Here is a 25,595-nt window from a genome sequence, read left to right on the forward strand (position 1 = left end):
GGCGCGACAGAGTGGGGGGGCCCCGTCGTGTGCGTTGGGGGCACCGGCCGGCCCGCCTTTACGTCTGGCCCCACATCCCCCACAGTTAGATACCGAACGCGCTGTTTTCTTTCACCAGTTGCGCTTGTTTTGCCGGATGTGCACCCGCACTCCGGCACACTGGTGTGGTGAAAGCCCTCTCAGGGTGAGTTATCGTGTACGGCGGGTAAAAACAAACGGCATGACCCGTTCATTTCCGTCCCGGGAGAGTTCAGCCGATGGCGAGGCAGTTGCGAGCCGAGCAGACCCGCTCGACGATCATCACGGCCGCCGCTGACCTGTTCGACCGTCGCGGCTACGAATCGACCAGTCTCAGCGACATCGTGGAGCACGCCCACGTCACCAAGGGCGCCCTGTACTTCCACTTCGCGGCCAAGGAGGATCTCGCCCACGCGATCCTCGAACTCCAGTCGCACACCGCCCGCCGGCTGGCGACGGAGACCGACAGCCGCGGACACACCTCCCTGGAGGCGCTGATGCGTCTCACGTTCGGTATCACCCGCATGTCCGTCGAGGACCCGGTGCTGCGCGCCGGTCTGCGGCTCGCCACGGGCGGGATCCGGCCGCGGCCGCCCCTGAGCCACCCGTTCACCGAGTGGCTGGACATCGTCACGGCCCGGCTCGTCGGCGCGGTGAAGGAAGCCGACGTCCATCCCGACGTCGACATCGACGTCGTGGCCCACTCGTTGGTCTGCTTCTTCGTCGGCACCCGTGTCGTTGGCCGCTCCCGCGAGCCGGTCGCCCGTCAGCCCCGCCGGACGGCCGAGATGTGGAACATACTCATCCGCGGCCTGGTCCCGGTGACCCGCCGGGCCCGCTATCTGAGCCTGGCCGCGCGGCTGGAGCGGGAGATCGCACCCGTCTGACCCCGGAACCGGGCGGCTCGGTCCGTGCGAGCGGCGCGCGCGTTACGGTGAGGCGCATGCCCGACACCCCCTCCGCGCCCCTGCTCCTCGGCAACCAGCCGGGTTCCTTCCCGCACAGCGTGCTGGCCGAGCGGCACCCCACGATCATCAAGCAGGTCCGCGAGGCCTTCCCGTACGAACCCGCGCAGCAGCGCGCCCTCGACGAACTGCTCGTCAACTGCACCGAGGGCGTGATCGAACCCCTCCCCGCCGACGCACCGGACCGTGACCACTGGGAGACGTGGGGGCTGCCCGGGTACACCGGCCGGTCCTGGTTCGACGTGCCGTGGCTCTGGTCCGAAAGCTGGTTCTACCGCCAACTGCTCCAGGCCGTCGGCTGGTTCGGTCCCGGACCCTGGCAGGGCATCGACCCCTTCCGTCCGTTCAAGCTCGCCGAACTCGACTCCGCCGAGACCGACGAGGAACTCGCCGCCCTCGACGACCTCGCCGCCCGCCCCGCCGCCGAGCAGGCACAGGCCCTGCTGCACGGCGCCCTGTGGGGCAACCGCGCCGACCTCGGCTTCCGCCTCTCCGCCGAGGGCGCCCGGCCCGCGGACGCCGCGCCCGGCCTGGTCGCCGACGACGGCGAACGGCTCTGGTCGCTCCTGGACCGTGCCGACGGCGCCACCCTGTACCTGGTCGCCGACAACGCGGGCCGCGAACTGGTCCCCGACCTTCTGCTCATCGCCCACCTTCTGCACAGCGGCCGCGTCGGCCGGGCGGTCCTGCACGTGAAGCCCTGCCCCTACTACGTCTCCGACGCGACCACCGCCGACGTCGTCGACGCACTGCGCCGGCTGACCGGCGCCGGGGGAGCCGCCGCCGGGTACGGGCGGCGGTTGTGGTCCGCCCTGGCCGACGGCCGCCTCACCCTGCGCGCCCACCCCTTCTCGAGCGCCCCGCTGCCCTACGAGGAGATGCCCGCCGACCTGCGTGCCGAGTTCGCCTCGGCCACGCTGACGATCGTCAAGGGCGACCTCAACTACCGCCGCCTGGTGGGCGACCGGCTCTGGGCCCCGACCACACCCTTCGCCGACGTCACCGCCCACTTCCCCGGCCCGGTCGCCGCCCTGCGCACCCTGAAGTCCGACGTGATCACCGGCCTCGACGCTCACACCGAGGCCGCCCTGGACGCGGCGGAGGACCGGCGCTGGCGCACCAGTGGCACGCACGCGCTGATCCAGGTGAGGGTCCCCGGCTAGGTCAAGTCAGCGTCACCAAGCCTGCGTCACGTTCGTTTCACGCGATGGTGTGATCATGTCCCGCCCCGCGGATGCCGCCGCGGGGCGCCGGGTAGGGCCCGGCCATGACGCAGCCGTTCGAGCTCCCGCACTTCTACATGCCGCACCCCGCGCGGCTGAACCCGCACGTCGACGAGGCCCGGGCCCATTCGACCGCGTGGGCGCGCGAGATGGGCATGCTGGAGGGGTCCGGCGTCTGGGAGCAGGCCGACCTGGACGCCCACGACTACGGCCTGCTCTGTGCGTACACCCACCCCGACTGCGACGGCCCCGCCCTCTCCCTCATCACCGACTGGTACGTGTGGGTCTTCTTCTTCGACGACCACTTCCTGGAGAGGTACAAGCGCAGCCCGGACCGGGCCGCCGGCAAGGCCCACCTGGACCGGCTTCCCCTCTTCATGCCGCTGGACCTGTCCGTACCCTTACCCGAACCCGGGAACCCGGTCGAGGCGGGCCTCGCCGACCTGTGGGCGCGCACGGTGCCGAGGATGTCCGAGGACTGGCGCCGCCGCTTCGCCGTGGCCACCGAGCACCTCCTCAACGAGTCGATGTGGGAGCTGTCCAACATCGACGAGGGGCGGATCGCCAACCCTGTCGAGTACATCGAGATGCGCCGCAAGGTCGGCGGCGCCCCCTGGTCGGCGGGGCTGGTGGAGTACGCGACCGCCGAAGTGCCCGCCTGCGTCGCCGGGACCAGACCGCTGAGGGTGCTGATGGAGACGTTCTCCGACGCCGTGCACCTGCGCAACGACCTGTTCTCCTACCAGCGCGAGGTCGAGGACGAGGGGGAGAACAGCAACGGCGTGCTCGTCCTGGAGACGTTCTTCGGCTGCACCACCCAGGAGGCCGCCGACACCGTCAACGACATCCTCACCTCCCGCCTCCACCAGTTCGAGCACACGGCGTTCACCGAAGTGCCCGCGGTGGCCCTGGAGAAGGGTCTCCACCCGGACGAACTCGCGGCCGTGGCGGCGTACACGAAGGGACTGCAGGACTGGCAGTCCGGCGGCCACGAGTGGCATCTGCGCTCCAGCCGCTACATGAACGGCAACGCGGTGCGCGGCGGCGGCCCCTGGCCGGGGTGCAGCGGCATCGGCACGTCCGCGGCCGATGTGCGCGCCCTGCTCACGACGGCCGGAGCGCAGCGGCTGCGCTCCTTCACGCATGTGCCGCACCAGAAGGTGGGGCCGTCGCGCATCCCCGACATCCGCATGCCGTTCCCCCTGCGGCTCAGCCCGCACCTCGACCACGCCCGCCGGAGCCTGCGCGCCTGGGCGGACCGCGTGGGCATCCTCACCGAGGGCGTCTGGGACGAGGACAAGCTGCGCGCCTACGACCTCGCGCTCTGCTCGGCCGGCCTGGATCCGGACGCCACGCCCGATGCCCTCGACCTCAGCGCGCAGTGGATCGCCTGGGGCACCTACGGCGACGACTACTACCCGCTGGTCTTCGGCCGCCGCCGCGATCTCGCCGCCGCCCGGCTGACCACGGCCCGCCTGTCCGCCTGCATGCCGGTCGACGGCGAGGAACCGCTGATCCCGGCCGACGCCATGGAGCGCGGGCTGGTCGATCTGTGGACACGCACCACCGCGCAGATGACGCCCGGGGCACGGCGCCGGTTCAAGGACGCGGTCGACGTCATGACCGAGAGCTGGCTGTGGGAGCTGTCCAACCAGCTGCAGAACCGCGTGCCCGACCCGGTCGACTACCTGGAGATGCGCAGGGCGACCTTCGGCTCCGACCTCACCCTGAGCCTGTGCCGCATGGGACACGGCCCGGCCGTCCCGCCGGAGGTCTACCGCAGCGGGCCGGTCCGCTCCCTGGAGAACGCCGCGATGGACTTCGCGTGCCTCGTCAACGACGTCTTCTCGTACCAGAAGGAGATCGAGTTCGAGGGCGAGTTCCACAACGCGATCCTCGTCGTGCAGTCCTTCTTCGGCTGCGACTACCCGACCGGGCTCGGCATCGTGCACGACCTGATGAGCCGGCGCATGCACCAGTTCGAGCACGTCGTCGCCCACGAACTGCCCGTCCTGTACGAGGACTTCCAGCTCGACTCGCAAGCGCGCGCGGCGATGGAGGCGTACGTGGCGGACCTGCGGAACTGGCTGTGCGGCATCCTCCACTGGCACCGGGAGGTGGACCGCTACAAGGAGGCGTGGATGTCCCGGCGCGCCCACCGCTTCCTCCCGGACCGACCGCCCGCCGTGCCCGTGCCCGCCCTCCGCTGAGGCGGCGATTTCCCGCCGGATCCACGCGGAACGGGACCATGACGGAAATCCCCCGTGGTGCGCCGGGGTCTTCCCGGGTGAGGGGAACACACGACGCACCACGGGGGATTCACCGTGACCGCGGCAGGGCGCACGGCGGCCACGGGGAGGGGCACACCGGCTGATCCCTGACCGCGCCGGGTCCCGGTCAGTCTCACTCGTTCGTGGCTCGTCGGCCGCCGATGCGCCGGGTAGAGCACCTGCCGTGATCGCTCCGGGCTCCGCCGGAGCCGATCGGCACCACCCGGAGGCGAGCCATGGAACAGACCGCGCTGCGACCCAAGCCGATGCCGGGGCAGGACCCCGAGGGAGCCGCGACGGCGACGGGGCCCGGCCCGTCACGGCCGCGCCCGCACGCCGCCCGCCGGCGCGGGAGACGGCTCCTCAACGTCCTGCTCGCCGGGTTCACCGGCGTGGTCCTCGTGCTGTGCGGGATCGGTCTGGGGGCGACGGGGGGTCAGCTGCTCGGCGAGGGCGTGCGCTTCGTCCCGCGCGGCTGGCACACGCCGTCGCCCCCCGCTGCCCCGCCGGTCTCCGCTCCTCCCGGGCCCGCCGCCGCGGCCCTCGGCGTGCAGGTGATGGACGCCCGCACGCCGGGGGCCGTGGTCGTGGGGCTGCACGTCCCCGGGCCGGCCCAGGCCGCCGGTCTGGTGCGCGGCGACGTCCTCCTCGCCTTCGGCACGGTCCGCATCGACACGGCGGCAGACCTGGTCCGTGCCGTCGCCCGCGTCCGCCCGGGCTCCGAGGTGAGGCTGACGGTCCGCCATCGCGGCGGCGGCTTCGAGCAGCTGACTCTGGTACCGGCCGTCGCCACGTGAAGCCTGCCCCCACGGCATGCCGCGATCACCGTGCGACGCGCCCCCACGGCACGCCGCGATCACCGTGCGGATGCGTGCGCCCTCACGGCACGCCGGGATCGCCACGGGGTGCGCCCTCACGGCACGCCGGGATCGCCACGGGATGCGTCCTCACGGCACGACGCGGAAGTGACTCGTGAGCCGTCCCGAGTCGTCCAGGACGTGGAAGGCGAGCCCGGGCGGCGCCTCCCGGTCCGCGATCTGCTCGCCCTCCCAGGGCAGTCGCAGCGTCCACGTCACCCCGGGCCCGACGACCAGTGGCCGCCCCGCGAACGATGTGGCGGCGGGGGTGTGGGCGTGGCCGGTGATCAGCCCCGCGACGGCGGGCCGGCGGGCCAGCAGCCCGGCCAGCCGGCCGGGGTCGCGCAGCGCGTAGGAGTCGGGCAGCGGATGGTGCAGTGCCACCGGCGGGTGGTGGAAGGCGAGCAGGGCCGGAAGGCCCTCGTCGAGCTCGTCGAGGGTCGACTCGATCCAGTCGTACGTCTCCTCGCCCAGCTCCCCGTCGTCACTGCCCGGGACGCTGGAGTCGCACATCAGCACCGCGCCGTCGTCGAAGACCTGCACGCTGTTGACCGGCCCCTCACCCCCGGGGCGGTCGAGCAACGCCTTGCGGTAGGGCGTGCGGCTGTCGTGGTTGCCGGGGCAGGCCAGCACCGGGAAGGGGGCGTCACCGGCCCGCAGCCCCAGGATGCGGGCGGCCTCCTCGTACTCGGGCTCCGTGCCGTGGTCCGCAATGTCCCCGGTCACCAGCAGCGCGTCCACGTGGCCCGGCAGCTCCCACAGGTGATCGCGCACCCGCTCGGCCCGTTCCGTGGCCCGCGGGCTCCCGTCCAGATGCAGATCGCTGATGTGTGCGAGTACCAGCACCGTCGTACGCCCCCTGGATCGAATGTTAACGGCAGGACTGCATCTAAGCATTAGCCTAATGCTTGGGCAATCCACTGACGTTAGACAGGCGCGCCGGGGCGAATGACCGCAGACGGCTCGCGCCGCCCCTCTCGGCCGGGCAGGATGCTGCCCGTAGCCCCTTCGCCCGCCCTGGGAGGCCCGGATGACCGGAAGCACGGCAGCGTCCTTCACCGCCGACGACTACCGGGCCCGCATGGAGAGCGCAGCGCGGACGGCCGCCGAGGCGGGTCTCGCGGGCCTGCTGGTGGCCCCGGGTCCCGACCTGGTGTGGCTCACCGGCTACACACCCCCCGCGGTCACCGAGCGGCTCACCCTGCTGGTCCTCGCCGCCGGACAGGACCCCGTCCTGGTCGTGCCCGCCCTGGAGGCCCCGGACGCGCACCGGGCGGCCGGCGCGGCCGCCCTGACCCTGCGCGACTGGACCGACGGCAAGGACCCCTACGCCGCCACCGCCGCCCTCCTCGGCACCTCAGGCCGGTTCGGCGTCAGCGACAACGCCTGGGCCCTGCACCTGCTGGCCCTCCAGCAGGCCATGCCCGGCAGCTCCTACGCCTCGCTCACCGAGGCCCTGCCGATGCTGCGCGCCGTCAAGGACGCGGCCGAGCTGGACCTCATGGCGGCCGCGGGAGCCGCCGCCGACGCGACGTTCGAGGAGATCCGGAACGTCCCCTTCGCCGGACGCCGGGAAGCCGAGGTCGCCGCCGACCTCGACCGGCTGCTGCGCCGGCACGGACACGAGCAGGTCGACTTCACCATCGTCGCCTCGGGTCCGAACGGCGCCGATCCGCACCACGAGGCCGGCGAGCGCGTCATCGCCCGCGGCGACATGGTCGTCCTCGACTTCGGCGGTCTGCGCGACGGCTACGGATCCGACACCTCCCGCACGGTCCACGTGGGCGAACCCACCGACGAGGAACGGCGCGTGCACGACCTCGTGCGCGAGGCCCAGGAGGCCGGCTTCCGCGCGGTGCGGCCCGGGGCGGCCTGCCAGGACGTGGACCGGGCCGCCCGCCGGGTCATCGCCGACGCCGGATACGGCGAGTACTTCATCCACCGCACCGGACACGGCATCGGCGTCACCACCCACGAGCCGCCGTACATGATCGAGGGTGAGGAGCGGCCCCTCGTGCCCGGCATGTGCTTCTCCGTGGAACCCGGCATCTACCTGCCCGGCCGCTTCGGGGTCCGCATCGAGGACATCGTGACCGTCACCGAGGACGGCGGACGGCGCCTGAACACCACCACGCGCGAGCTGGTCATAGTGGAGTGAGGCCCCGATGTCCCCAGCACGCCTCCCGAACGGCAACGGCGCGACCATGACCCAGGCACCCACCCCCACCGCGGACATCGTCCGACGGCTGGTCCAGTCCCTCCTCGACGACGCCAAGGAAGGCAGGAACGCCAGGAGCGGCAGGGGCGGCAAGGAGAACCGGCAGGGCGGGAGCGGCCCCGACGTCAGGCCCGCCACCCCGGACGCCGAACCCGCCACCTGGTGGGTCGGCACCCGCCACGTCCTGCGCCTCGCCCCCGACCGCGAGGCCACCCTGCGCCAGCGCCGCGAACTGCGCCTGCGCGACCTCGTCCGCCCGCACGTCCCGGTGGCGGTGCCGGTCAGCGTCGCGCACGGCGAGTGGGCACCCGGGCTGAGCTACACACTGGACACCAAGGTGCCCGGCGGCTCGGGCGAGGAGCACGACGTGTCCGCGGTCGGCGAGGCCGATCTCGCCGGGCTCCTCACAGGGTTGCGCGAGGTGCCGGTCCGGCAGGCCGAGACGCTCGGCGTGCCGCGTACCGCGCCGCGCTCCCTGGAGGCGCTGCGCCGGGCCGCCGTACGCGCCGCCGAACGCCTCGCCGAGGCCGACGAGTTCGACCCCGCGCGCCTGCACCAGCTCACCCCGCCCGCCGCGTCCCAGCTCGCCGCCCAGCCCGGCTCGGCGGTCCTCACCCACCACGCCCTCACGGGCGGCCATCTCGTGGTCAGCGCCGACGGCAGGGTGCGCGGCGTGCTCGGCTGGGCGGGAACGGCCGTCGGCGACCCGGCCGAGGACATCGCCGGTCTCGCGCTCGCCGTCGGCTCACCCGCCGCCGTACGCGCCGCCACCCTCGCCGGCTACGGTGCCCGCCCCTGCCTGCGCGGTCTGTGGCTCGCCCGCTGCGACACCGTCGTCCACCTGGCCGAGGACCTCGCAGGCAAGGACGCCGCCCCGCTGCGGACCCGGCTGCGCCGCGCCTGGGAGCCGATCCTGCTGGAACGGGTGACGGACCTGGGGGACGCGGACGACGCCCCGTAGCGGGCGCCGCCCCGGTGACGGCGGCGGGCGCCGGTGCCGGCCGGCCCCGCGCACCCGTGCGGCTATCCTCCGCCCATGAAGCGCCCCTTCGCCGCCGTGTCCCTGTGGGCCGCCGCCCTCATGTGTCTGGCCGGCTGCTCCGGAACCGCCGCGCCCGCCACACCCGGCGCCCCGGCGTCCCCGTCCCGGCAGCAGACACCGGCCCAGCGCCTCACCACGCTCATGGTGACGAAGACCGACCTCGGCGCCGGCTTCTCGGTACGGCCCTTCGACCCGGCCGTGGGGAAGCCCGTCTTCGCCCGGTCCGCGCGGGAGATCACCGGCAACGCCTGCACGCCACTGGCCGCCATGACGCACCAGTTGCCCCTCGGCAGGCCGCAGGCCGCAGTCAGCCGCCTCGTGACGACCCGGGAGGCCCCCGGCACCCGCATCCACCTCACGCTCGCCACCTACGACGAGGGCGGGGCGGCCGCAGCGATGGACAGCCTGCTCACCGACGCCGTGCGGGGCTGTTCCCTGGGCTTCACCGTGCAGGCGCACGGCAAGGACGAGGTGTACGGCCCGTTCGAGCCCGAGGACACCCCCGCGGCCGGCGACGAGGCCCTCGCCTACCGCGGCGTCGTCACGCCCGAGGGCGGCACGCCCCGGCCGGTCCGCACCACCGTCGTACGCCGCGGGGACGCCATCACCGTCTGCACCGCAGTGGGCGGCGCCCGCATCGGGAGGCCGGCGCTCCTCACGCCCGTCATCGAGGCACAGGACGCGTAACTCCGCTGACCTCCCCGGCCCTCAGTCCTGCACGAGCACCACGGCCGACTCCCCGGGCAGCCGCACCACGCCGTCCTCCCCGGGCCCGTCCACCGGATCCCACGCCGCCAGCACGCGCGCGTGCGGCACGCCGAGCGGCAGGGCGGCCGGCCCGGCGGCCAGGTTCACCGCCACCAGGACGTCCCCGCGCCGGAAGGCGAGCCAGCGGCGCTCCTCGTCGTAGGCCACCTTCGTGTCGGCGAGGTCCGGGTCGGTCAGGTCCGGCTGCTCGTGGCGCAGGGCGAGGAGCCGCCGGTACCAGGCCAGTACGCGCGCGTGCGGCTCGCGTTCCGGCTCGGACCAGTCGAGGCAGGAGCGGTCCCGGGTCGCCGGGTCCTGCGGGTCGGGCACGTCCTCCTCCTTCCAGCCGTGCGCGGCGAACTCCCGCCGCCTGCCCCGGCGTACGGCGTCCGCGAGCTCCGGGTCGGTGTGGTCGGTGAAGAACTGCCAGGGTGTGCCGGCCGCCCACTCCTCGCCCATGAAGAGCATCGGCGTGAAGGGCGCCGTCAGGATCAGCGTGGCCGCGCACGCCAGCAGCCCCGGGGAGAGCAGGGCCGAAAGCCGGTCCCCCTGGGCGCGGTTGCCGACCTGGTCGTGGGTCTGGCCGTAGCCGAGCAGCCGGTGCCCGGCCACCCGCGTGCGGTCCAGCGGGCGCCCGTGGTGCCGTTCGCGGAAGCTGGAGTACGACCCGTCGTGGAAGTAGCCGCCGGTCAGGGTCTTGGCGAGCCCGCCGATCCGAGCACGCGCGAAGTCGGCGTAGTAGCCCTGCGACTCGCCGGTCAGGGTGGTGTGCAGGGCGTGGTGGAAGTCGTCGTTCCACTGGGCGTGCAGTCCGAGGCCGCCCTCGGCGCGGGAGGTGATGAGCCGCGGGTCGTTCAGGTCCGACTCGGCCACCAGGAACAGCGGCCGCTCCGTCTCCGCGGCCAGGGCGTCCACGGCCGCCGACAGCTCCTCCAGGAAGTGGTACGCGCGCGTGTCCACCAGTGCGTGCACCGCGTCCAGGCGCAGCCCGTCGATCCGGTAGTCACGCAGCCATGCCAGCGCGCTGCCGATCAGATACGCGCGCACCTCGTCCGAGCCGGGCGCGTCCAGGTTGACCGCGGCGCCCCAGGGGGTGTGATGCGTGTCCGTGAGGTACGGGCCGAAGACGGGCAGGTAGTTGCCGGACGGCCCGAAGTGGTTGTGGACCACGTCGAGCACCACGCCCAGGCCGAGTTCGTGGGCCCGGTCGACGAAGCGTTTCAGCGCCTCGGGCCCGCCGTACGGCTCGTGCACCGCCCACAGCGACACCCCCTCGTAACCCCAGCCGTGCGTGCCCGGGAAGGGGCACAGCGGCATCAGCTGCACATGTGTGACGCCCAGCTCGGCGAGATGGCCGAGCCGTTCGGCGGCCGCGTCCAGGGTGCCCTCGCGGGTGTACGTCCCCACGTGCAGCTCGTACAGCACCGCGCCGGGCAGCGGCCGCCCCCGCCACTGCGCGCGCCACGCGTACCGCTCGTGGTCGACGACCGCGCTCAGCCCGTCCGGGCCGTCCGGCTGCCGCCGCGACCTCGGATCGGGCAGCACGGGCCCGTCGTCGAGCGCGAATCCGTACCGGGACCCCTCGCGCGCATCGGCCTCGCCCCGCCACCACCCCGCCCGTTCCGGATCGCGCTCCAACGCGTGCGTGACGTCGTCGCACCTGAGCGTCACTCGGCCGGCCTGTGGTGCCCACACCTCGAACTGCACGGACGGTTCCCCTTCGTCTGCTCACCGTGATGTAGCCCGTCCATGGTGCGCCAAAAGAGATCAATCCGCTGGAGCATCCACCCATTTGCGGCGGGTCCCACCGGGTACGCGCGCGCAGGCGGCCGATTTCCCGTTTTCTGGACAGCCCGCCCGCGCTGCCCGACAATCACCAGCGTGACGTCGTCCTTCGAGTTCAACACGTCCCCCGCGCGGCTCTCCGACGCGGAGCGCGACCGGGTGCTGAAGGTGCTCCGCGACGGCGTCGCCGTGGGCCGCCTCTCCCATGACACGTTCATCCGCCGTATGGAGCTGGCGCTCGCCGCCCGCCGCCCGGACGAACTCGCCGTGCTCACCGCCGACCTGCGCACCGAGAGCCGCATCTCGCGCCTGGTGTTCGGCACCGTCGAGGCGGTCTCCGGATTCTCGCTGCGCCTGCGCAGAGCCTGGCAGGCCGAGCGGCTGCCCAAACTGCAGCTGCCCCACCCGTCGCACGGCCATCCGCTGCGCATAGGGCGCGACCCCGCCAGCGGACTGCGCCTCAACCACGAAACGGTCTCGCGCGTCCACGCCGAACTCCGTCACCAGGGCGGCCTGTGGGTGCTGAGGGACCTCGGCTCCACCAACGGCACGACGGTGAACGGCAGGCGCGTCGTCGGCGCGGCCGTCGTCCGCGCGGGCGACCAGGTGGGCTTCGGCCGGATGACGTTCCGGCTGTCGGCCGGCTGACCGGAAACGGAGTCACACCTCAGCCCTGGCCTGGGCCGTGCCGACCGACGGCCCGGCGACCTTGGCCGAAAACCCGTTGCGGTTCACGGTGTTGACGTGCTCCCGAAGTCGTGACTCACTGTGCGTACGCCATCTACACCTGGTGAACCGACGGCTCCGCATGGGGGAGGTGCGCCCTGCCGCCCCTGCTGCGCTACCCGACCGTCGACGAACTGGGCCCCCGGGCAGCCGCCCTCGTCGCCCGCCACCCCCGTGACGCCCGGCTGCGCCGGATCGGCACCTCCCGCGCCGGCACCCCCATGTGGCTGCTCTCCGTGGGGCACGGCAGCCGTCAGGCCCTGGTCGTCGCCGGCCCGCACGCCAACGAACCGGTGGGCGGCGCCACCGTGCTGCGACTGGCCGAGCGGGCCCTGGCCGACCCGCGGCTCACCGAGGGCGCCGACGCCACCTGGAACCTGCTGCTGTGTCTCGACCCGGACGGCTCGCGCCGCAACGAGGGCTGGCTGCCCGGCCCCTACACCCTCGGCCACTACGTCCGGAACTTCTTCCGGCCCGGCTTCCTCGAGCAACCCGAGTGGCTGCCCGACGGCGCGGCCCGCGCCGCCCTGCCCGAGACCCGGGCCCTGCTCGGCCTCCAGGACGAGCTGCGCCCGTTCCTCCAGTGCTCCCTGCACGGCGTCGACGTCGGCGGCGGCTTCGTCGAGCTCACCCACGACCTGCCGGGCCTCGACCGGCGCCTGGCCCACATCGCCGCCCGGCTCGGCATCCCGCGCGAACTCGGCGCGTACGACGCCCTGTACTGGCCCGGCCTCGGGCCCGCCGTCTACCGGATCCCGCCACCGCGCCGGGCCGACCTGGTCGCGGCCATCACGGAGGCCGCCGTCGAGTCCACCTGGTTCCACCCGTACCGGCACGGCACCGTCACCGCGGTCGTCGAGGCGCCCATGTGGGGCGTGACGGCCGTGGCGGACGACTCACCGCCCACGGACCGGGACGCCGTGCTCCGGGCCGTCAGCCGCACCCTGCGCCACGACGCCGGCCTCCTGCGGCACCTCCTGACCCTCATCCGGCCGCACCTCGCCACCGTGCCCGACGCGGCCCGTCTGCTCGCCCCGGTCGACGACTACCTGCTGGTCTGTCCCGGCCTCGCCGACGCCTGGGACCCCGAAACCGGCGACAGCCCGGCCCATCCCCTCCCGCCTCTGAGCACCGCCCACCTGGTCGCCCTGCGCATCTCCGGGCGGCGGCTCGCGCTGCGCACCGCGGGGCTGCTGCACCAGCTCGTCCGGGCCACCGGCCGGGACCCGGCCGGGACGCTGCCGGAGCTGGACCGGCTGATCGACCAGTGGTGCGCCGACTACCGCGACGGCTGCGGGGCGCGCTGGATCCCGGTCGCCCGCCAGGCGGAGTACCAGGCCCGCGTGGTGATCGCCGCGTTCGAGCTGGCCGGCCGGCACGCGCGCGCGTGCCCCGGGCCGGGCGAGCCGGTGCCCATGCAGCGCGACTGAGCCGGGAGGCCGGTGGCCGTCGGGCCGTACCCCGGCCCCTGTCCCACCGGCCGGCCCGCTCGCGGGCACCCGCGGTGCCCGGTACGCCCCCGCACGGGCCCTACCACGCCCTCTCACGTGCGTGCAGCGCCGCCGCGACGACCGTGCGGGACTGGTGCTCCACCTGGTGTTCCAAGGGCACCCAGCGGGCGCGGAAACGCTCCGCGAAGGCGTCGCTCCAGGTCGACACGAGTTCTTCGAGCTGCTTCGCCGCCCGGTCGTCGGTCCCGCGCAGCACCCGCAGCAGCATGGCCGCCGCCCGCAGCGGCACACGACGCGCGAACGCGTCCACGCTGCCGACGTACGCCCGGGTGAGATCGGCGGGCGGGGTGTGCAGCAGGTCGGAGGCCAGCCCCGGCACCAGCTCCAGTCCCCATCGCGCGGCCCGCAGCAACGGACCGTCCAGGTCCGCCAGCCGGGGCAGCGCCTGGTCCAGCACGCGCGTCACCTCCAGCGCGTCACGCTGCAGCCGGCGGGCCAGCCGCCCGATCGCCGCCGCGGGAGCCGGATGCGGAGCCGGGTCGTCCACCAGGTCGCTCGCCCACATCGGCACTTCGACCACCGCGGTCAGCCCGCCGTACCGGTGGGCGTGGTACCAGGTGCTGTGCCGCGCGTCGTCCGGCAGGCTCGGGTACGCCGGCCCGATCCCCGGCGCCGGCATCACGTGCACGCCCGGCCCGGACGCGGGCCAGCCGGCGGCGTCGGAGGCGCCGGTCTCCACCGGGATGTGCAGCTCGGCCGCCGACTTCGCGAACGGCTCGGCCAGTCCGGGCACGTCCCTCGTCAGCTGCACCCAGCTGCCGCCCAGGTCCGTGCCGTGCAGGGTGACCTGGAGGTAGGGGCGCAGCTCGTCGATGACGCCCGTCAGGGCCCGGGTCTCGGGCGGCAGCCGGTCCGGCGGCAGCACCGAGGGCGCCCACTCGGGCTGCTCCGGGCCGGCGGGCCGGAAGAACCCCAGGTGGTAGTCGAACAGGCTGCGCGGCGCCGGTGTCACGTGCAGGCTCGCCCCGTCGGGGTCCGCGCACAGCAGGAAGTGCCAGGAGACGCCGTCCCGCAACTCCCGCTGCTCCAGGACCCGCCGGGCGAGGTCGAGCTGGGTGCAGGAGCCGGTCGGCTCGTTGGCGTGGGCGCCCGCGACCACCAGTACGGTACGGCGGGCGCGGCCCACGGACAGCAGGTGCAGGGGCCTGCCCGCGCGTGAGACACCCACCTGCCGCAGGGTGCATACTCCGGGGCGCTGAGCGGTCAACGCCCGGGCAGCCGAGACCTGTTCGGTCACCGTCGGGTAGCGCAGCTCCGGCAGGACACTCACCCCCGTCACATCCGCCCGAGTTCGCCATCGCAGTACCCCACGGTCATGGTGCGGTGTCAAGGGCGCGACGAGGGAGTCCCCAGGGGGCGTCCGGAAGCACGGCCCGCCGTTCACCGCCGGTGCAACCCCCGCCCCGCCAGGGTGAGGAACACCTCGCCGACCGCCTCGGACAGGGTCGGGTGCGGGTGGACATGCCGGGCCACGTCGGAGGGTTCGGCGTCCCAGCCGACGACCAGCTGGCTCTCGGCGATCATCTCCGACACGTGCGGACCGACCAGGTGCACGCCCAGCACTCGCCCGCCGGCCTCACGGACGACCTTCACCATCCCGCCCTGCCCGTGCACCATGCCCTTCGCCACGGCCGTCAGCGGCATGGAGTCGGTCTCCACCTCGTAGCCCCGCGCGCGTGCCCCGGCCTCGCTCAGGCCGACCGCCGCCGTCTGCGGCGCCGAGTACGTGACCCGGGGCACGGCCGCGTAGTCGACGGGCGGGGACGGCACGCCCGCCAGCGTCTCCGCCACCAGCAGGCCTTCGGCGAACGACGCGTGGGCCAGACCGGGCGACGGCGGCGGCAGCAGGTCGCCCACCACGTGGACACCGGGCACAGCCGTCTCCAGCCGGTCCCAGTCGGCCGGAACGACGAACCCGCGCGCGTCCGTGGCGAGCCCGGCGGCGGCCAGGTCCAGGCCGTCGGTGACCGGCGCCCGCCCGACCGCCACCAGCAGCCGCTCGGCCTCCACCGTGACGGTCTCGCCCCGGGCGCCGCGCACGCGGGCGCGCACCCCGTCGCCGAGCACCTCCGCGTCCAGCAGACGGGCGCCCGCCCGCACGTCGACGCCGCGCTTCCTCAGACCCCGGGTCAGATGACGGCTCACCTCCGCGTCCTCCAGCGGCACGATCCTGCCGGCCGCCTCCACCAGCGTGACCTCGGCGCCCAGGGAGCGGTGGAACGAGGCGTACTCCACGCCGATCGCGCCGCCCCCGAGCACCAGCACGGACGCCGGGAGGCCGGGGGCGAAGAGGGCGTCGTCGCTCGTCACCACGCGCCGCCCGTCCGGCTCGAGCCCCGGGAGCGTGCGCGGCCGTGAACCGGTGGCCAGAACCAGCCCACGGCGCGCGGTGAGTTCGCGCACACCGGGTTCGCCGTGCGCGCCCGTGCGGCCGCCAGGGACACCCGGCTCCGTCACCCGCACCGAGCGCGCCCCGGTGAGCTGCGCCTGCCCGGCGACCACCCGTACCCCCGCGTGCGCGAGATGCGCCTGGACCCCCCGGTGGTTACGGGCCACGATGTCGTCGCGGGTGGCCACCAGGGCGGACCAGTCGACCGCCTCCAGGGTCGCCTTCACACCCCAGCGTTCGCGGGCCTCGGCGATCCCGTCGACGAGTTCGGCCGCGTGCAGCATCGCCTTGCTCGGGATGCAGCCGCGGTGCAGACACGTCCCGCCGACCTTGTCCCGCTCGACGAGCACGACCTCGAGGCCGAGGGCCGCGGCGCGCAGGGCGGTGCTGTAGCCGCCCGTGCCGCCGCCGATGACGATGACGTCCCATGAGTCCATGTCCTCAGCCTCCGCCCGGCCCTTGCCATGCGTCCAAGGCAATGTTCTTGTGGATTCGATGCAGGACGTTTATGGGGGAGGGGCTGTGAGCCTGCGCCAGATGGAGTACTTCCTGACGGTCGTCGAGGAGGCGTCCTTCACCCGCGCGGCGGAGCTGCTGCACGTCTCGCAGCCCGCGCTCTCCCACCAGGTCAAGGCCCTGGAACGGACCGTGGGCGGGGCCCTGTTGGAGCGCCTGCCGCGGGGCGTGCGCCTGACGGCGATGGGGCGGGCCTTCCGGCCGCACGCCGAGCTCGCGGTGCGCAGCGCCGAACAGGCCCGCCGCGCGGCCCGCGCCGCGGCCGGTGCCGAAGGCGGTGAACTCCACATCGCCGCCGTCCACTCCGTCGCGGTCGGTGTCCTCCCGGACGTCTTCGCCCGCTGGCGCGCCGCCCACCCCCGCGTGCTGCTGCACCTCCACGAGTACGCCACCTCCGAGGCGCTGGAGGAGCAGATCGGGCGCGGCACCGTCGACCTCGCCGTCGGCCCGGCGCCGGCCGACCCGCCGGGCCCCGTCGTCCCGGTCGGCGAGGAGGAGATCGTCCTCGTGGTGCCCTTCGACGACTGCTTCGCGCACCGGACGACGGTGACCCTGCCGGAGCTGGCAGACCGCCCCTGGATCCGCTGCGCCATGGAGCCGGTGGTCCACGGGGAGCGTTTCCTCGACTGGGCGTGCGGACGCGCGGGCTTCACCCCGCGCACCGCCGTGTTCACCGAGCACACCTCGACGGCGGTGCGGATGGCCGCCGCCGGGGTCGGCGTCTGCGCCGCCCCCGCCCACCTGGTCCGCGACGCGGTCGGCGGGGGCTGCGTCGTCCTCACCCCCGACCCGGCCTGGCGGCGCACCCTCACGGTCTTCTCGCGCCTGCCGCCGACCGGCGCGGCGGAGAGGTTCGTCGACCTGCTGCGGGCGGCCTGGCCGCGCCCGCGAGCCCCGCTGCCCGTCTACGAGGACTGCCCGGACGGCGGCCCCGCGGTCGCCTGACCTCAGTCACCCACCCGTTCCAGCAACGCCACCGGCAGCTCGGCGAACAGCTCCTGCGCGCGCGCGTCCCCCGAGAACTCGCGCCCCGGCCGCAGCACGTCCGCCCAGCGGCCCGGCGGCAGCGGCAGCCGCGTCTCCCGCCAGCCCCCCGCCTCCGCCAGCCGCAGGGACAGCCGGGTCACGGCCGTCAGCACCGCACCGGAGCGGACGAAGGCCAGGCAGTGCGCCGCCGCCGGTCCCTCGGCCGGCAGCGGCATGTACGTCGCCGTGTCACCGAAGGAGTCGGGCCGCCGGGCCCGCAGCCCGAGCGCCGCCCGCGTCACCGCCGTCTTCTCCCCGGAGGTGCCGCCGGACTCCCCGGGCGGGAAGCCCACCGCCCGCCGGTTGTCCGGGTCGACCAGCGCCCGGTACTCCGCCTCCGTGCCCTGGTAGACGTCCGGGACGCCCGGCATCGTCAGCTGCACCAGGGCCGTTCCCAGCACGTTGGCCCGGATGTGCGGCGCGAGCGACGTGCGGAACTCTGCGATCCGCTCACCCGGCGCCCCGCACGGCCCGGCCGCCACGAACGCCTCCACCGCCTCCTCGTACGGCGGCTCCTGCTCGGTCCAGCTCGTGTACAGGCCCGCCTCCCGCACATGCTTCAGCAGCGCCCCCCGCACCCGCTCCAGCGCCTCCTGGGCCGGCCCCAGCCCGAACACCGTCTGCCAGGCCGCCCACGCCAGTTGTGCGTCCGGCACGCCCTCACCGGTGCGGGTCACCTCCGTGAGCACGTCCGCCCAGCGGTCCGGGCACTCGGTGAGCACGTGCAGCGCCGCCCGGACGTCCGCGCTGCGCTTGGTGTCGTGCGTCGTCGCGACCGTGCCGGTGACCGGCCAGTCGCGCTGCACGCGCGCGCAGTACGCGTGGAACTCCTCCGGCGACAGCGCCGGAGCGCCAGGGTTCCCGCCCACCTCGGTCGCCGACAGCAGGGGCACGTACCGGTAGAACGCGGTGTCCTCCACGGACTTGGCCCGCAGCGCCGACGAGGTCTGGGCGAACCGCGTCCGGAACTCCAGCTGCGCGGGTTCGTCGCCGTAGCGCCCCAGCACCAGGTCCCGTACCACGTCCACCGCCCCGGCCTCCTCGGGGACGGCGAAGGCGTGCCGGGCCTCGGCGGCGGCCTCCTCGGTGACCACGGACGCGGCGTCCACGGACTCGTACGGCCGGTAGACCTCCATGCGGACCAGGAGCTCCTGGAGGGCGGTGCGCAGCGCCCAGGGGGCGCGGTCGCGCAGGGCGGGCTCCGGGGAGGTCGCGCACAGCCGGCTCACCACCCGGGTGAGCCGGTCGGTCTCGGTCGCCAGCTCGTGCGTGAGGACCTTGTACGCCGCCCTGCGCACCGTCGCCTCCCACTGCCCGCCGCGGTCGGTCTGCGGGGCCGCGAAGCGCCGGTACCGCCCCAGCAGGTCCCCGAACCCGGCCGGGTCCGTGAACACCCCGTCCACGTGCCGCAGGGCGTCGTAGCCGGTGGTCCCCGCGACGGGCCAGGACGCCGGAAGGTGCTCGCCGTCGGCGAGGATCTTCTCCACGACCGTCCAGCGGCCCCCGGTCGCCTCGTGCAGCCGGCGGAGGTAGCCGTCGGGGTCGGCGAGCCCGTCGGGGTGGTCGATGCGCAGCCCGTCGATCACGCCCTCGTGCAGCAGCCCGAGGATCTTGTCGTGGGTGGCCTCGAACACCTCGGGGTCCTCCACCCGCATCCCGATGAGCTCCGAGATGCTGAAGAACCGCCGGTAGTTGAGCTCCGTCCGGGCCAGCCGCCACCACACCGGGCGGTACCACTGCGCGTCCAGCAGATGCGGCAGCGGCAGCTCCTCGGTGCCCTCCCGCAGCGGCAGGACGTGGTCGTAGTAGCGCAGCACGTCACCGTCGACGCGCAGCTCGTCGAGCACCTCGGACAGCGGCCCGCCGAGGACCGGCAGCAGCACCTGGCCGCCCTGCGCCTCCCAGTCGATGTCGAACCACCGCGCGTACGGCGACTTCGGGCCCTCCCGCAGCACCTCCCACAGGGCGCGGTTGTGGCGCGGGGCCATGGCCATGTGGTTCGGGACGATGTCCACCACCAGTCCGAGGCCGTGCTCGCGCGCGGTGCGCGCCAGCGCCCGCAGCCCCTCCTCGCCGCCCAGCTCCGCGCGCACGCGCGCGTGGTCGACGACGTCGTAGCCGTGCGTCGAGCCCGGCACCGCCTCCAGGACGGGGGACAGGTGCAGGTGCGAGACGCCGAGCGAGGCCAGGTACGGCACGACGGCCGCGGCTGCTCCGAACGGGAACTCGGGCTGCAGCTGCAGCCGGTACGTGGCCGTGGGCACCACCGGGTCAAGTCGCTCAGGTGTCATGGAAACGTACGTACCCGCCCTGCCGCCGTTCGTGTCATCCCCCGCGGCAGGTGCGCCGCGCGTCGCCCGGACGGGTGGCTTTCCGGGCGACGCGCGCGCGGGGCGGTCACACGGGCCGTTGCAGCACCGTCATGCTCCGGTCCGCCAGGGTCAGCCGGTCCCCGGCCTGCACCTTGGGGCCGGTGTCCGAGGGCACCCCGTCGGCGAGGGCGGTGTCGACCACGACCTCCCACTGCCGCCCGTGGTTGACCGGGATGACGAACTCCAGCGGTTTCGGCGAGGCGTTGAACATCAGCAGGAACGAGTCGTCGGTGATGCGCTCCCCGCGCGCGCCGGGCTCGGAGATCGCGTTGCCGTTGAGGAACACCGTCAGCGCCGACGCCTGCGCCGAGTCCCAGTCCCGCTGGGTCATCTCCCGGCCGTCGGGGGTGAACCAGGCGATGTCGGACAGGTCGTCGTGCGTGCCCTCCACGGGCCGTCCGTGGAAGAAGCGCCGGCGGCGGAAGACGGGGTGGTTGCGGCGCAGCCACACCATCGCACGGGTGAAGTCCAGCAGCCCGGTGTCCGCACCGTCCTGCGCGTCCTCGTCCGCCTCCGGCCACTCGACCCAGGACAGCTCGTTGTCCTGGCAGTAGGCGTTGTTGTTGCCGTGCTGGGTGCGGGCGAACTCGTCGCCATGGCTGATCATGGGCACGCCCTGGGACAGCATCAGTGTCGCGATGAAGTTCCGCATCTGCCGGGAGCGCAGCCGCAGCACGTCCGGGTCGTCGGTCTCGCCCTCGGTCCCGCAGTTCCAGGACCGGTTGTGGCTCTCGCCGTCCCGGTTGTCCTCGCCGTTGGCCTCGTTGTGCTTGTCGTTGTAGGACACCAGGTCGTGCAGCGGGAAGCCGTCGTGGCAGGTCACGAAGTTGATCGAGGCCAGCGGGCGGCGCCCGTCGTCCTGGTACAGGTCGGACGAGCCGGTCAGCCGCGAGGCGAACTCCGCGAGGGTGCGCTGCTCGCCTCGCCACAGGTCGCGCACGGTGTCCCGGTACTTGCCGTTCCACTCCGTCCACAGCGGCGGGAAGTTCCCCACCTGGTAGCCGCCCTCGCCCACGTCCCACGGCTCGGCGATCAGCTTGACCTGGGAGACCACCGGGTCCTGCTGCACCAGGTCGAAGAACGACGACAGCCGGTCCACCTCGTGGAACTGCCGGGCCAGCGTCGCCGCCAGGTCGAAGCGGAATCCGTCGACGTGCATGTCCGTGACCCAGTACCGCAGCGAGTCCATGATCAGCTGGAGCACGTGCGGCGAGCGCATGAGCAGGGAGTTCCCGGTCCCTGTCGTGTCCATGTAGTAGCGGGGGTCGTCCGTCAGCCGGTAGTAGCGCGCGTTGTCCAGGCCCTTGAAGGACAGGGTCGGGCCCAGGTGATTGCCCTCGGCGGTGTGGTTGTAGACCACGTCGAGGATGACCTCGATCCCGGCCTCGTGCAGCGCCTTCACCGCGGACTTGAACTCCAGCACCTGCTGGCCCCGGTCGCCCCAGGACGCGTAGGCGTTGTGCGGGGCGAAGAAGCCGATCGTGTTGTAGCCCCAGTAATTGTTCAGGCCCATGTCGACCAGCCGGTGATCGTTCACGAACTGGTGTACGGGCATCAGCTCCAGGGCCGTGACCCCGAGCTCCGTGAGGTGCTCGATGATCGCCGGGTGCGCCAGGGCCGCGTACGTGCCGCGCAGCTCCTCCGGGAGGCCCGGGTGCCGCATGGTGAGGCCCTTGACGTGGGCCTCGTAGATCACCGTGTGGTGGTACTCGGTGCGCGGGCGGCGGTCGTCGCCCCAGTCGAAGTAGGGGTTGACCACGACCGACGTCATGGTGTGCGGCGCCGAGTCGAGATCGTTGCGCCGGTCGGGATCGTCGAAGTGGTAGCCGTAGACCTCCTCGCCCCAGCGGATCGAACCGCTGATCGCACGCGCGTACGGGTCGAGCAGCAGCTTCGCGGAGTTGCAGCGCAGCCCGCGCTCCGGTGCGTACGGGCCGTGCACCCGGAACCCGTACCGCTGCCCGGGCATGATGCCCGGCACGTACGCGTGCCGCACGAAGGCGTCGCTCTCGCGGAGCTCGATCGCCGTCTCCGAGCCGTCGTCGTGCAGCAGACACAGCTCTACTCGGTCCGCGGCCTCCGTGAAGACCGCGAAATTGGTACCGGCGCCGTCGTACGTGGCACCGAGTGGATACGCCTCGCCAGGCCAGACCTGCATGGATACGACTCTTTCAGGTGTGCGGCGCCGGTGGGGACGCCTTGGTCCCGAGTCTCCCCGAAAGTGAGGGAACCTCCTATGACTTATCTCCCTCTCACCGGGTGACCAGTGCATACGCGGTATGCCGAACCATTGGGGCAGAAACGTACTCCCGGGGCTTGGGGGAGTAGGGGGAAAACGTGCGCAACATAGTGCACCGCCACTTGGGCAAGATGATGGCCGGTACCGCCATCGCGGTGGCCGGGACCGCGGTGATGGTGGCGGTGACCCTGCCGGGCACGGCGGGAGCGGACGACAGCGGGCCCCGGACGGGGCGGTCCGTATCGCAGGAGAGCGGTGCCGCGGGGGCGGGCGCCGCGGGCGCGGGCGGCCGGGCCGTGGCACCGGGTGTCGTCGAGGCGGCCCCTTCCGAAGGGCACAAGGGCCGGGGCAGCGATCCGCTGACCGACGACGAGCTGGAGCAGGCCGGGAGGATCGCCCTCAGCCGGCAGTTGTTCAGCAGCAGCGAGAGCGTCGACGGGGAACGCGGCCCGCAGCGCCTCGGCATCGACCTGGCCGAACCCGAGACCGACGGGGCCGCCGGGCCCCACGCGCCCCGGCGCGCCGACGTGACGTTCTACGACTACCGGGACGACACCCTCGTCACCCGGACCGTCGATCTCGGCACGGGCAAGGTGGCGCACACCGACACGCGGCACGGCGTCCAGCCACCGCTGAGCCGCGCCGAGAAGGCCGAGGCGGCCGGCCTTCTGATCGCCGACCCGCTCGGCGCGGGCCTGAAGGCCGACTACAAGGACGCCACCGGCAAGGCGCTCACCTCGCCCGGCCAGCTCCAGCTCAGCGGAGCCGTCTACCGGGCCGCGCCGGGCGCCCAGCCCGCCGTGCTCGACAAGTGCGGGGAGCACCGCTGCGTCCGGCTGTTCCCGAAGATCAAGAACGGTCCGTGGGCCGACGCCAGGTCGCTGGTGATCGACCTGAGCGGCCGCAAGGTCGCCCGGCTCGGCCGCTGACCCGCCCGCTTCACTCACCGCCCACCTTCGCTCCTCCTCGTCAGGGAGTCATCTCGTCATGCGCGTGAACCGTAAGACCAAGGCCCGCACCCGGGCGGCCGTGGGCCTGACCGTGGCCGCGCTGGCCGCGGGCGCCACGGCCGGCGCGGGACCGGCCACCGCCCGGCCGCAGGCCGCCCCGGCCCCGGCCGCCGACTGCAGCGCCGCCTACCGCATCGAGCAGAAGCTCTCCTCGGGCACCACCTGGCGGATGTGCTGGCGCTACGACGGCAAGGCCGGCCTGGTGCTGGACGGCATCTCGTACCAGCCCAAGGGCGAACCCAAACAGATCAAGGTCCTCAACAGCGCCCGCCTCGGCCAGATCCACGTCCCCTACGACGACGGCAAGGTCGAGTACGACGACCTCACCGGCTTCGACTTCGCCCAGGGCCTGATGAACCTGGCACCCGGCGAGTGCCCCGGCGGCACCATCAAGACGGTCAAGGTCCCGGACTCCTGGAACGAGGACCCGAACGTCAAGGGCCTGTGCACCACCACCCGCTCCCGCGGCCACGCCTATCGCATGCAGGGCGACACCGCGAACAAGGTCTTCCAGGCCGAGGGCAAGGACCTGCTCGTCTACACGGTGAACCAGGTCGGCTGGTACGAGTACATGACCGAGTGGCGCTTCCAGGACGACGGCACCATCACCATGAACGTCGGCGCGACCGGCAGTCTGTCCTGGGACGACTACGACGCCGGCGACGGCCGGGGCTGGCCCATCGGCAAGGGCGCGAGCGCCAAGGCCACCAGTCACAGCCACAACGTCTTCTGGCGGCTCGACTTCGCCCTGGACGGCTCCACCAAGAACAAGGTCGAGCAGTACGACTCCACCGTCTCCGCCCCCACCCGTGGCCAGCGCGCGCCCACCGTCAAGACGACCCGCACCAAGGTCACCAAGGAGCTGGCCGGAGACAGCAAGAGCTATCGGTGGTGGCGCATGGTCAGCGCCACCGGCAAGAACAAGGACGGACACGCGCGCTCCTACGAGATCGTCCCCGGACCCACCACCAGGTACCCGGGACGCGGCTACACCAAGCACGACGTGTACGTCACGCAGTACAACAAGTGCGAACTCTTCGCCAGCAACAACCCGGGAGCCTGCGGTGCGGGCGCCGGGAAGTCCGTCGACAAGTGGGTCGACGGGCAGACCCTGACCCACCCGGTGGTCTGGACGAACATCGGCTTCCATCACATAGCCCGGGACGAGGACCAGCAGCCCATGCCCGTCCACTGGCAGGGGTTCTCCATCGTCCCGCGCGACGTCACGGCCATGAATCCGCTCACTCCGGCCGAGCTCGGATGGCAGAACGGGCACTGGCGGCCCCGGGGTTGAGAATCAGCCTGCCCATCCGGCTGCACCGCCGACCGCTCCCGGAGTACCCTTCCTTGATCGTTGACAAGGGCAGTGTGCGGGGGAGCGGAAGGCGGTGCGCGGGTGGGCTCGGGAGGGCTGGAGCTGCCCCCTGGTGACGAGGGTCACGAGGGGAACTCCACAGATGTCCCGACCGGAGCCGTGTCCCTGGCGCGGCCGATGGACGCGACGGGCTCGATCGGCCCGGAACTGGACTGGAACGCCGACGCCTGGCGCGAGGTGCGCACCCGCGCCCAGCGGGCCGGCCGGGCCTACATCTGGCTGAACCTCGTCGAGCAGCGGCTGCGCGCGGTCGTCGCCGCCGTGCTGCGGCCCGTCTACGAACCCGTCCACGGCGAGGACTGGGTGGTGGCCGCCGCCGGGCCGGCCGGCCAGGAGTGGGTACAGCGCGCGGTGGCGGTCCGCGAGGTCAGCCGCCGCAAGGGCTATCTGCTCGACCCGGCCGACGACAACGTCCTCTCCTTCCTCACCCTGCCGCAGCTGCGCGAGCTGATGGTGCAGCACTGGCCCTGCTTCGAGCCGTACTTCGACGACCGCCGGGACGTCGAACTCGCCCTGGACGAGCTGGAGGTCACCCGCAACGTCGTCTCCCGCAACCGGGCCCTGTCCGAGGCCGTGCTGAATCAGGCCGAGCGGGCCTCGGCCCGGCTGCTGGAGATGCTCGGCGCGGGCGGTGACGTGCCCTCGGCGCGCCGGCTGCCCGTCGACGCGGTCGAGGATCTGGTCGGTGACCGGTACGCCGACGTCGTCGCCGTGCACCCGGACCGGGTGCGGCTGATGCGGCAGTTCCCGGCCGAGGACATCTTCGGCGGCGCACGCCGTCTCGACGCCATCGGCATCGGTCTCAACCTGCTCGTGCAGAACTTCTCCGGCCGGCGTCTGGTGCGGCTGGCCGAGTCCGGCTGCCGGGTCAGGCTGCTCTTCCTCAACCCGGCCTCCAGCGCAGTCAAGCGCCGCGAGCGCGAACTGGGCATCAAGCGCGGCGAGCTCAGCCGGGCCGTCGAGATGAACATCCTGCACATGCGCCGGGTCCGCGCCCGGCTGCGCGACCCCGGCGCTTTCGAGATCCAGGTCTTCGACGAGACGCCCCGCTTCACGGCGTACCTGGTGGACGGGGACGGTGCGGACGGCATCGCGGTCGTGCAGAACTATCTGCGCCGCACCCGGGGCATGGAGGCGCCGGTGTTCGTGCTGCGCAACGGCAGCAAGGTGGTGAAGTCGGGCGAGGCGGACGAAAGCGGCCTCTTCCCCACCTATCGCGAGGAGTTCGAGGTGATGTGGGCGGATTCGCGGCCGGTGTCGTGAACTGCGCCCCGGCGTGCGGTGGTTCTCCGGCCCGCCGCCGGGC

Annotated in this window: 19 protein-coding genes; 13 read left to right on the plus strand and 6 right to left on the minus strand. The window is 73.3% G+C overall.

Annotated elements, in window-relative coordinates; all coding sequences use genetic code 11:
• Nucleotides 1–257: 257 nt before the first annotated feature.
• The 4 genes from AB0937_RS27145 to AB0937_RS27160 all read left to right on the plus strand — a co-directional run bounded on the left by AB0937_RS27145 (nt 258) and on the right by AB0937_RS27160 (nt 5,273).
• A complete protein-coding gene (locus AB0937_RS27145; protein ID WP_366714965.1) occupies nt 258–905 on the plus strand; it encodes a ScbR family autoregulator-binding transcription factor in 648 nt (215 codons plus the stop codon).
• A gap of 56 nt (nt 906–961) precedes the next feature.
• Entirely contained in the window at nt 962–2,146 is a 1,185-nt protein-coding gene (locus tag AB0937_RS27150; RefSeq protein WP_366714967.1) for a damage-control phosphatase ARMT1 family protein, read from the plus strand.
• A 104-nt stretch (nt 2,147–2,250) separates the two neighbouring features.
• Nucleotides 2,251–4,416, plus strand: a complete 2,166-nt coding sequence (gene cyc2, locus AB0937_RS27155) for a germacradienol/geosmin synthase Cyc2 (RefSeq protein WP_366714969.1) — start codon at nt 2,251–2,253, stop codon at nt 4,414–4,416.
• A 296-nt stretch (nt 4,417–4,712) separates the two neighbouring features.
• On the plus strand, nt 4,713–5,273 hold the full coding sequence (locus AB0937_RS27160; protein ID WP_366714971.1) for a PDZ domain-containing protein: 561 nt from the start codon (nt 4,713–4,715) through the stop codon (nt 5,271–5,273).
• 150 nt (nt 5,274–5,423) lie between these two features.
• Here AB0937_RS27160 and AB0937_RS27165 read toward each other — a convergent pair whose 3' ends face one another.
• Nucleotides 5,424–6,179, minus strand: a complete 756-nt coding sequence (locus AB0937_RS27165) for a phosphodiesterase (RefSeq protein WP_366714973.1) — start codon at nt 6,177–6,179, stop codon at nt 5,424–5,426.
• Between the two features lie 184 nt (nt 6,180–6,363).
• On the opposite strand from AB0937_RS27165, the gene AB0937_RS27170 reads away from it, so the two are divergent.
• The 3 genes from AB0937_RS27170 to AB0937_RS27180 all read left to right on the plus strand — a co-directional run bounded on the left by AB0937_RS27170 (nt 6,364) and on the right by AB0937_RS27180 (nt 9,280).
• The gene (locus tag AB0937_RS27170; protein ID WP_366714975.1) at nt 6,364–7,491 is read left to right on the plus strand and encodes an aminopeptidase P family protein; all 1,128 of its coding nucleotides are present in this window, start codon (nt 6,364–6,366) and stop codon (nt 7,489–7,491) included.
• Between the two features lie 46 nt (nt 7,492–7,537).
• Nucleotides 7,538–8,512, plus strand: a complete 975-nt coding sequence (locus AB0937_RS27175; protein WP_366715221.1) for a phosphotransferase — start codon at nt 7,538–7,540, stop codon at nt 8,510–8,512.
• A gap of 75 nt (nt 8,513–8,587) precedes the next feature.
• Nucleotides 8,588–9,280, plus strand: a complete 693-nt coding sequence (locus AB0937_RS27180; protein WP_366714977.1) for a hypothetical protein — start codon at nt 8,588–8,590, stop codon at nt 9,278–9,280.
• Nucleotides 9,281–9,301: 21 nt separating this feature from the next.
• Here AB0937_RS27180 and treZ read toward each other — a convergent pair whose 3' ends face one another.
• A complete protein-coding gene (gene treZ, locus AB0937_RS27185; protein ID WP_366714979.1) occupies nt 9,302–11,047 on the minus strand; it encodes a malto-oligosyltrehalose trehalohydrolase in 1,746 nt (581 codons plus the stop codon).
• 174 nt (nt 11,048–11,221) lie between these two features.
• Here treZ and AB0937_RS27190 point away from each other — a divergent pair, with 174 nt between their 5' ends.
• On the plus strand, nt 11,222–11,773 hold the full coding sequence (locus AB0937_RS27190) for a DUF1707 and FHA domain-containing protein (protein ID WP_366714981.1): 552 nt from the start codon (nt 11,222–11,224) through the stop codon (nt 11,771–11,773).
• Nucleotides 11,774–11,949: 176 nt separating this feature from the next.
• On the plus strand, nt 11,950–13,281 hold the full coding sequence (locus AB0937_RS27195) for a M14 family zinc carboxypeptidase (protein ID WP_366715223.1): 1,332 nt from the start codon (nt 11,950–11,952) through the stop codon (nt 13,279–13,281).
• A gap of 100 nt (nt 13,282–13,381) precedes the next feature.
• Here AB0937_RS27195 and AB0937_RS27200 read toward each other — a convergent pair whose 3' ends face one another.
• Together AB0937_RS27200 and lpdA are read right to left on the minus strand one after the other, a co-directional pair.
• Nucleotides 13,382–14,632: a M14 family zinc carboxypeptidase gene (locus AB0937_RS27200; protein WP_366714983.1), complete on the minus strand. Its 1,251-nt coding sequence runs from the start codon at nt 14,630–14,632 to the stop codon at nt 13,382–13,384.
• 110 nt (nt 14,633–14,742) lie between these two features.
• Nucleotides 14,743–16,188 (minus strand): dihydrolipoyl dehydrogenase, encoded by a 1,446-nt coding sequence (lpdA, locus tag AB0937_RS27205; protein WP_366714985.1) that lies wholly within the window; start codon nt 16,186–16,188, stop codon nt 14,743–14,745.
• An 85-nt stretch (nt 16,189–16,273) separates the two neighbouring features.
• Here lpdA and AB0937_RS27210 point away from each other — a divergent pair, with 85 nt between their 5' ends.
• Nucleotides 16,274–17,212 (plus strand): LysR family transcriptional regulator, encoded by a 939-nt coding sequence (locus AB0937_RS27210; protein ID WP_366714987.1) that lies wholly within the window; start codon nt 16,274–16,276, stop codon nt 17,210–17,212.
• 2 nt (nt 17,213–17,214) lie between these two features.
• Here AB0937_RS27210 and treY read toward each other — a convergent pair whose 3' ends face one another.
• Together treY and glgX are read right to left on the minus strand one after the other, a co-directional pair.
• Nucleotides 17,215–19,584: a malto-oligosyltrehalose synthase gene (gene treY, locus AB0937_RS27215; RefSeq protein ID WP_366714989.1), complete on the minus strand. Its 2,370-nt coding sequence runs from the start codon at nt 19,582–19,584 to the stop codon at nt 17,215–17,217.
• Between the two features lie 106 nt (nt 19,585–19,690).
• Nucleotides 19,691–21,823: a glycogen debranching protein GlgX gene (gene glgX / locus AB0937_RS27220; RefSeq protein WP_366714991.1), complete on the minus strand. Its 2,133-nt coding sequence runs from the start codon at nt 21,821–21,823 to the stop codon at nt 19,691–19,693.
• Between the two features lie 179 nt (nt 21,824–22,002).
• Between glgX and AB0937_RS27225 the strand changes: the two genes are divergently transcribed.
• From AB0937_RS27225 to AB0937_RS27235, 3 genes are all read left to right on the plus strand, one after another.
• The gene (locus AB0937_RS27225) at nt 22,003–22,833 is read left to right on the plus strand and encodes a Tat pathway signal sequence domain protein (protein ID WP_366714993.1); all 831 of its coding nucleotides are present in this window, start codon (nt 22,003–22,005) and stop codon (nt 22,831–22,833) included.
• A gap of 58 nt (nt 22,834–22,891) precedes the next feature.
• On the plus strand, nt 22,892–24,208 hold the full coding sequence (locus AB0937_RS27230; protein WP_366714995.1) for a copper amine oxidase: 1,317 nt from the start codon (nt 22,892–22,894) through the stop codon (nt 24,206–24,208).
• 72 nt (nt 24,209–24,280) lie between these two features.
• The gene (locus AB0937_RS27235) at nt 24,281–25,552 is read left to right on the plus strand and encodes an SAV2148 family HEPN domain-containing protein (protein WP_366715224.1); all 1,272 of its coding nucleotides are present in this window, start codon (nt 24,281–24,283) and stop codon (nt 25,550–25,552) included.
• The last annotated feature ends 43 nt before the right edge of the window (nt 25,553–25,595 follow it).

Origin of the sequence: Streptomyces sp. NPDC047880, from assembly GCF_040706515.1 — a bacterium.
Taxonomy (GTDB): Bacteria; Actinomycetota; Actinomycetes; order Streptomycetales; family Streptomycetaceae; genus Streptomyces.

What these genes read in the sequence shown, in the direction of transcription:
- glgX (WP_366714991.1), bottom strand. Translation starts at nt 21,823, where the DNA reads ATGCAGGTCTGGCCTGGCGAGGCGTATCCACTCGGTGCCACGTACGAC.
- AB0937_RS27170 (WP_366714975.1), top strand. Translation starts at nt 6,364, where the DNA reads ATGACCGGAAGCACGGCAGCGTCCTTCACCGCCGACGACTACCGGGCC.
- AB0937_RS27160 (WP_366714971.1), top strand. Translation starts at nt 4,713, where the DNA reads ATGGAACAGACCGCGCTGCGACCCAAGCCGATGCCGGGGCAGGACCCC.
- lpdA (WP_366714985.1), bottom strand. Translation starts at nt 16,188, where the DNA reads ATGGACTCATGGGACGTCATCGTCATCGGCGGCGGCACGGGCGGCTAC.
- treY (WP_366714989.1), bottom strand. Translation starts at nt 19,584, where the DNA reads ATGACACCTGAGCGACTTGACCCGGTGGTGCCCACGGCCACGTACCGG.
- AB0937_RS27180 (WP_366714977.1), top strand. Translation starts at nt 8,588, where the DNA reads ATGAAGCGCCCCTTCGCCGCCGTGTCCCTGTGGGCCGCCGCCCTCATG.
- AB0937_RS27150 (WP_366714967.1), top strand. Translation starts at nt 962, where the DNA reads ATGCCCGACACCCCCTCCGCGCCCCTGCTCCTCGGCAACCAGCCGGGT.
- AB0937_RS27175 (WP_366715221.1), top strand. Translation starts at nt 7,538, where the DNA reads ATGACCCAGGCACCCACCCCCACCGCGGACATCGTCCGACGGCTGGTC.
- cyc2 (WP_366714969.1), top strand. Translation starts at nt 2,251, where the DNA reads ATGACGCAGCCGTTCGAGCTCCCGCACTTCTACATGCCGCACCCCGCG.
- AB0937_RS27230 (WP_366714995.1), top strand. Translation starts at nt 22,892, where the DNA reads ATGCGCGTGAACCGTAAGACCAAGGCCCGCACCCGGGCGGCCGTGGGC.
- AB0937_RS27145 (WP_366714965.1), top strand. Translation starts at nt 258, where the DNA reads ATGGCGAGGCAGTTGCGAGCCGAGCAGACCCGCTCGACGATCATCACG.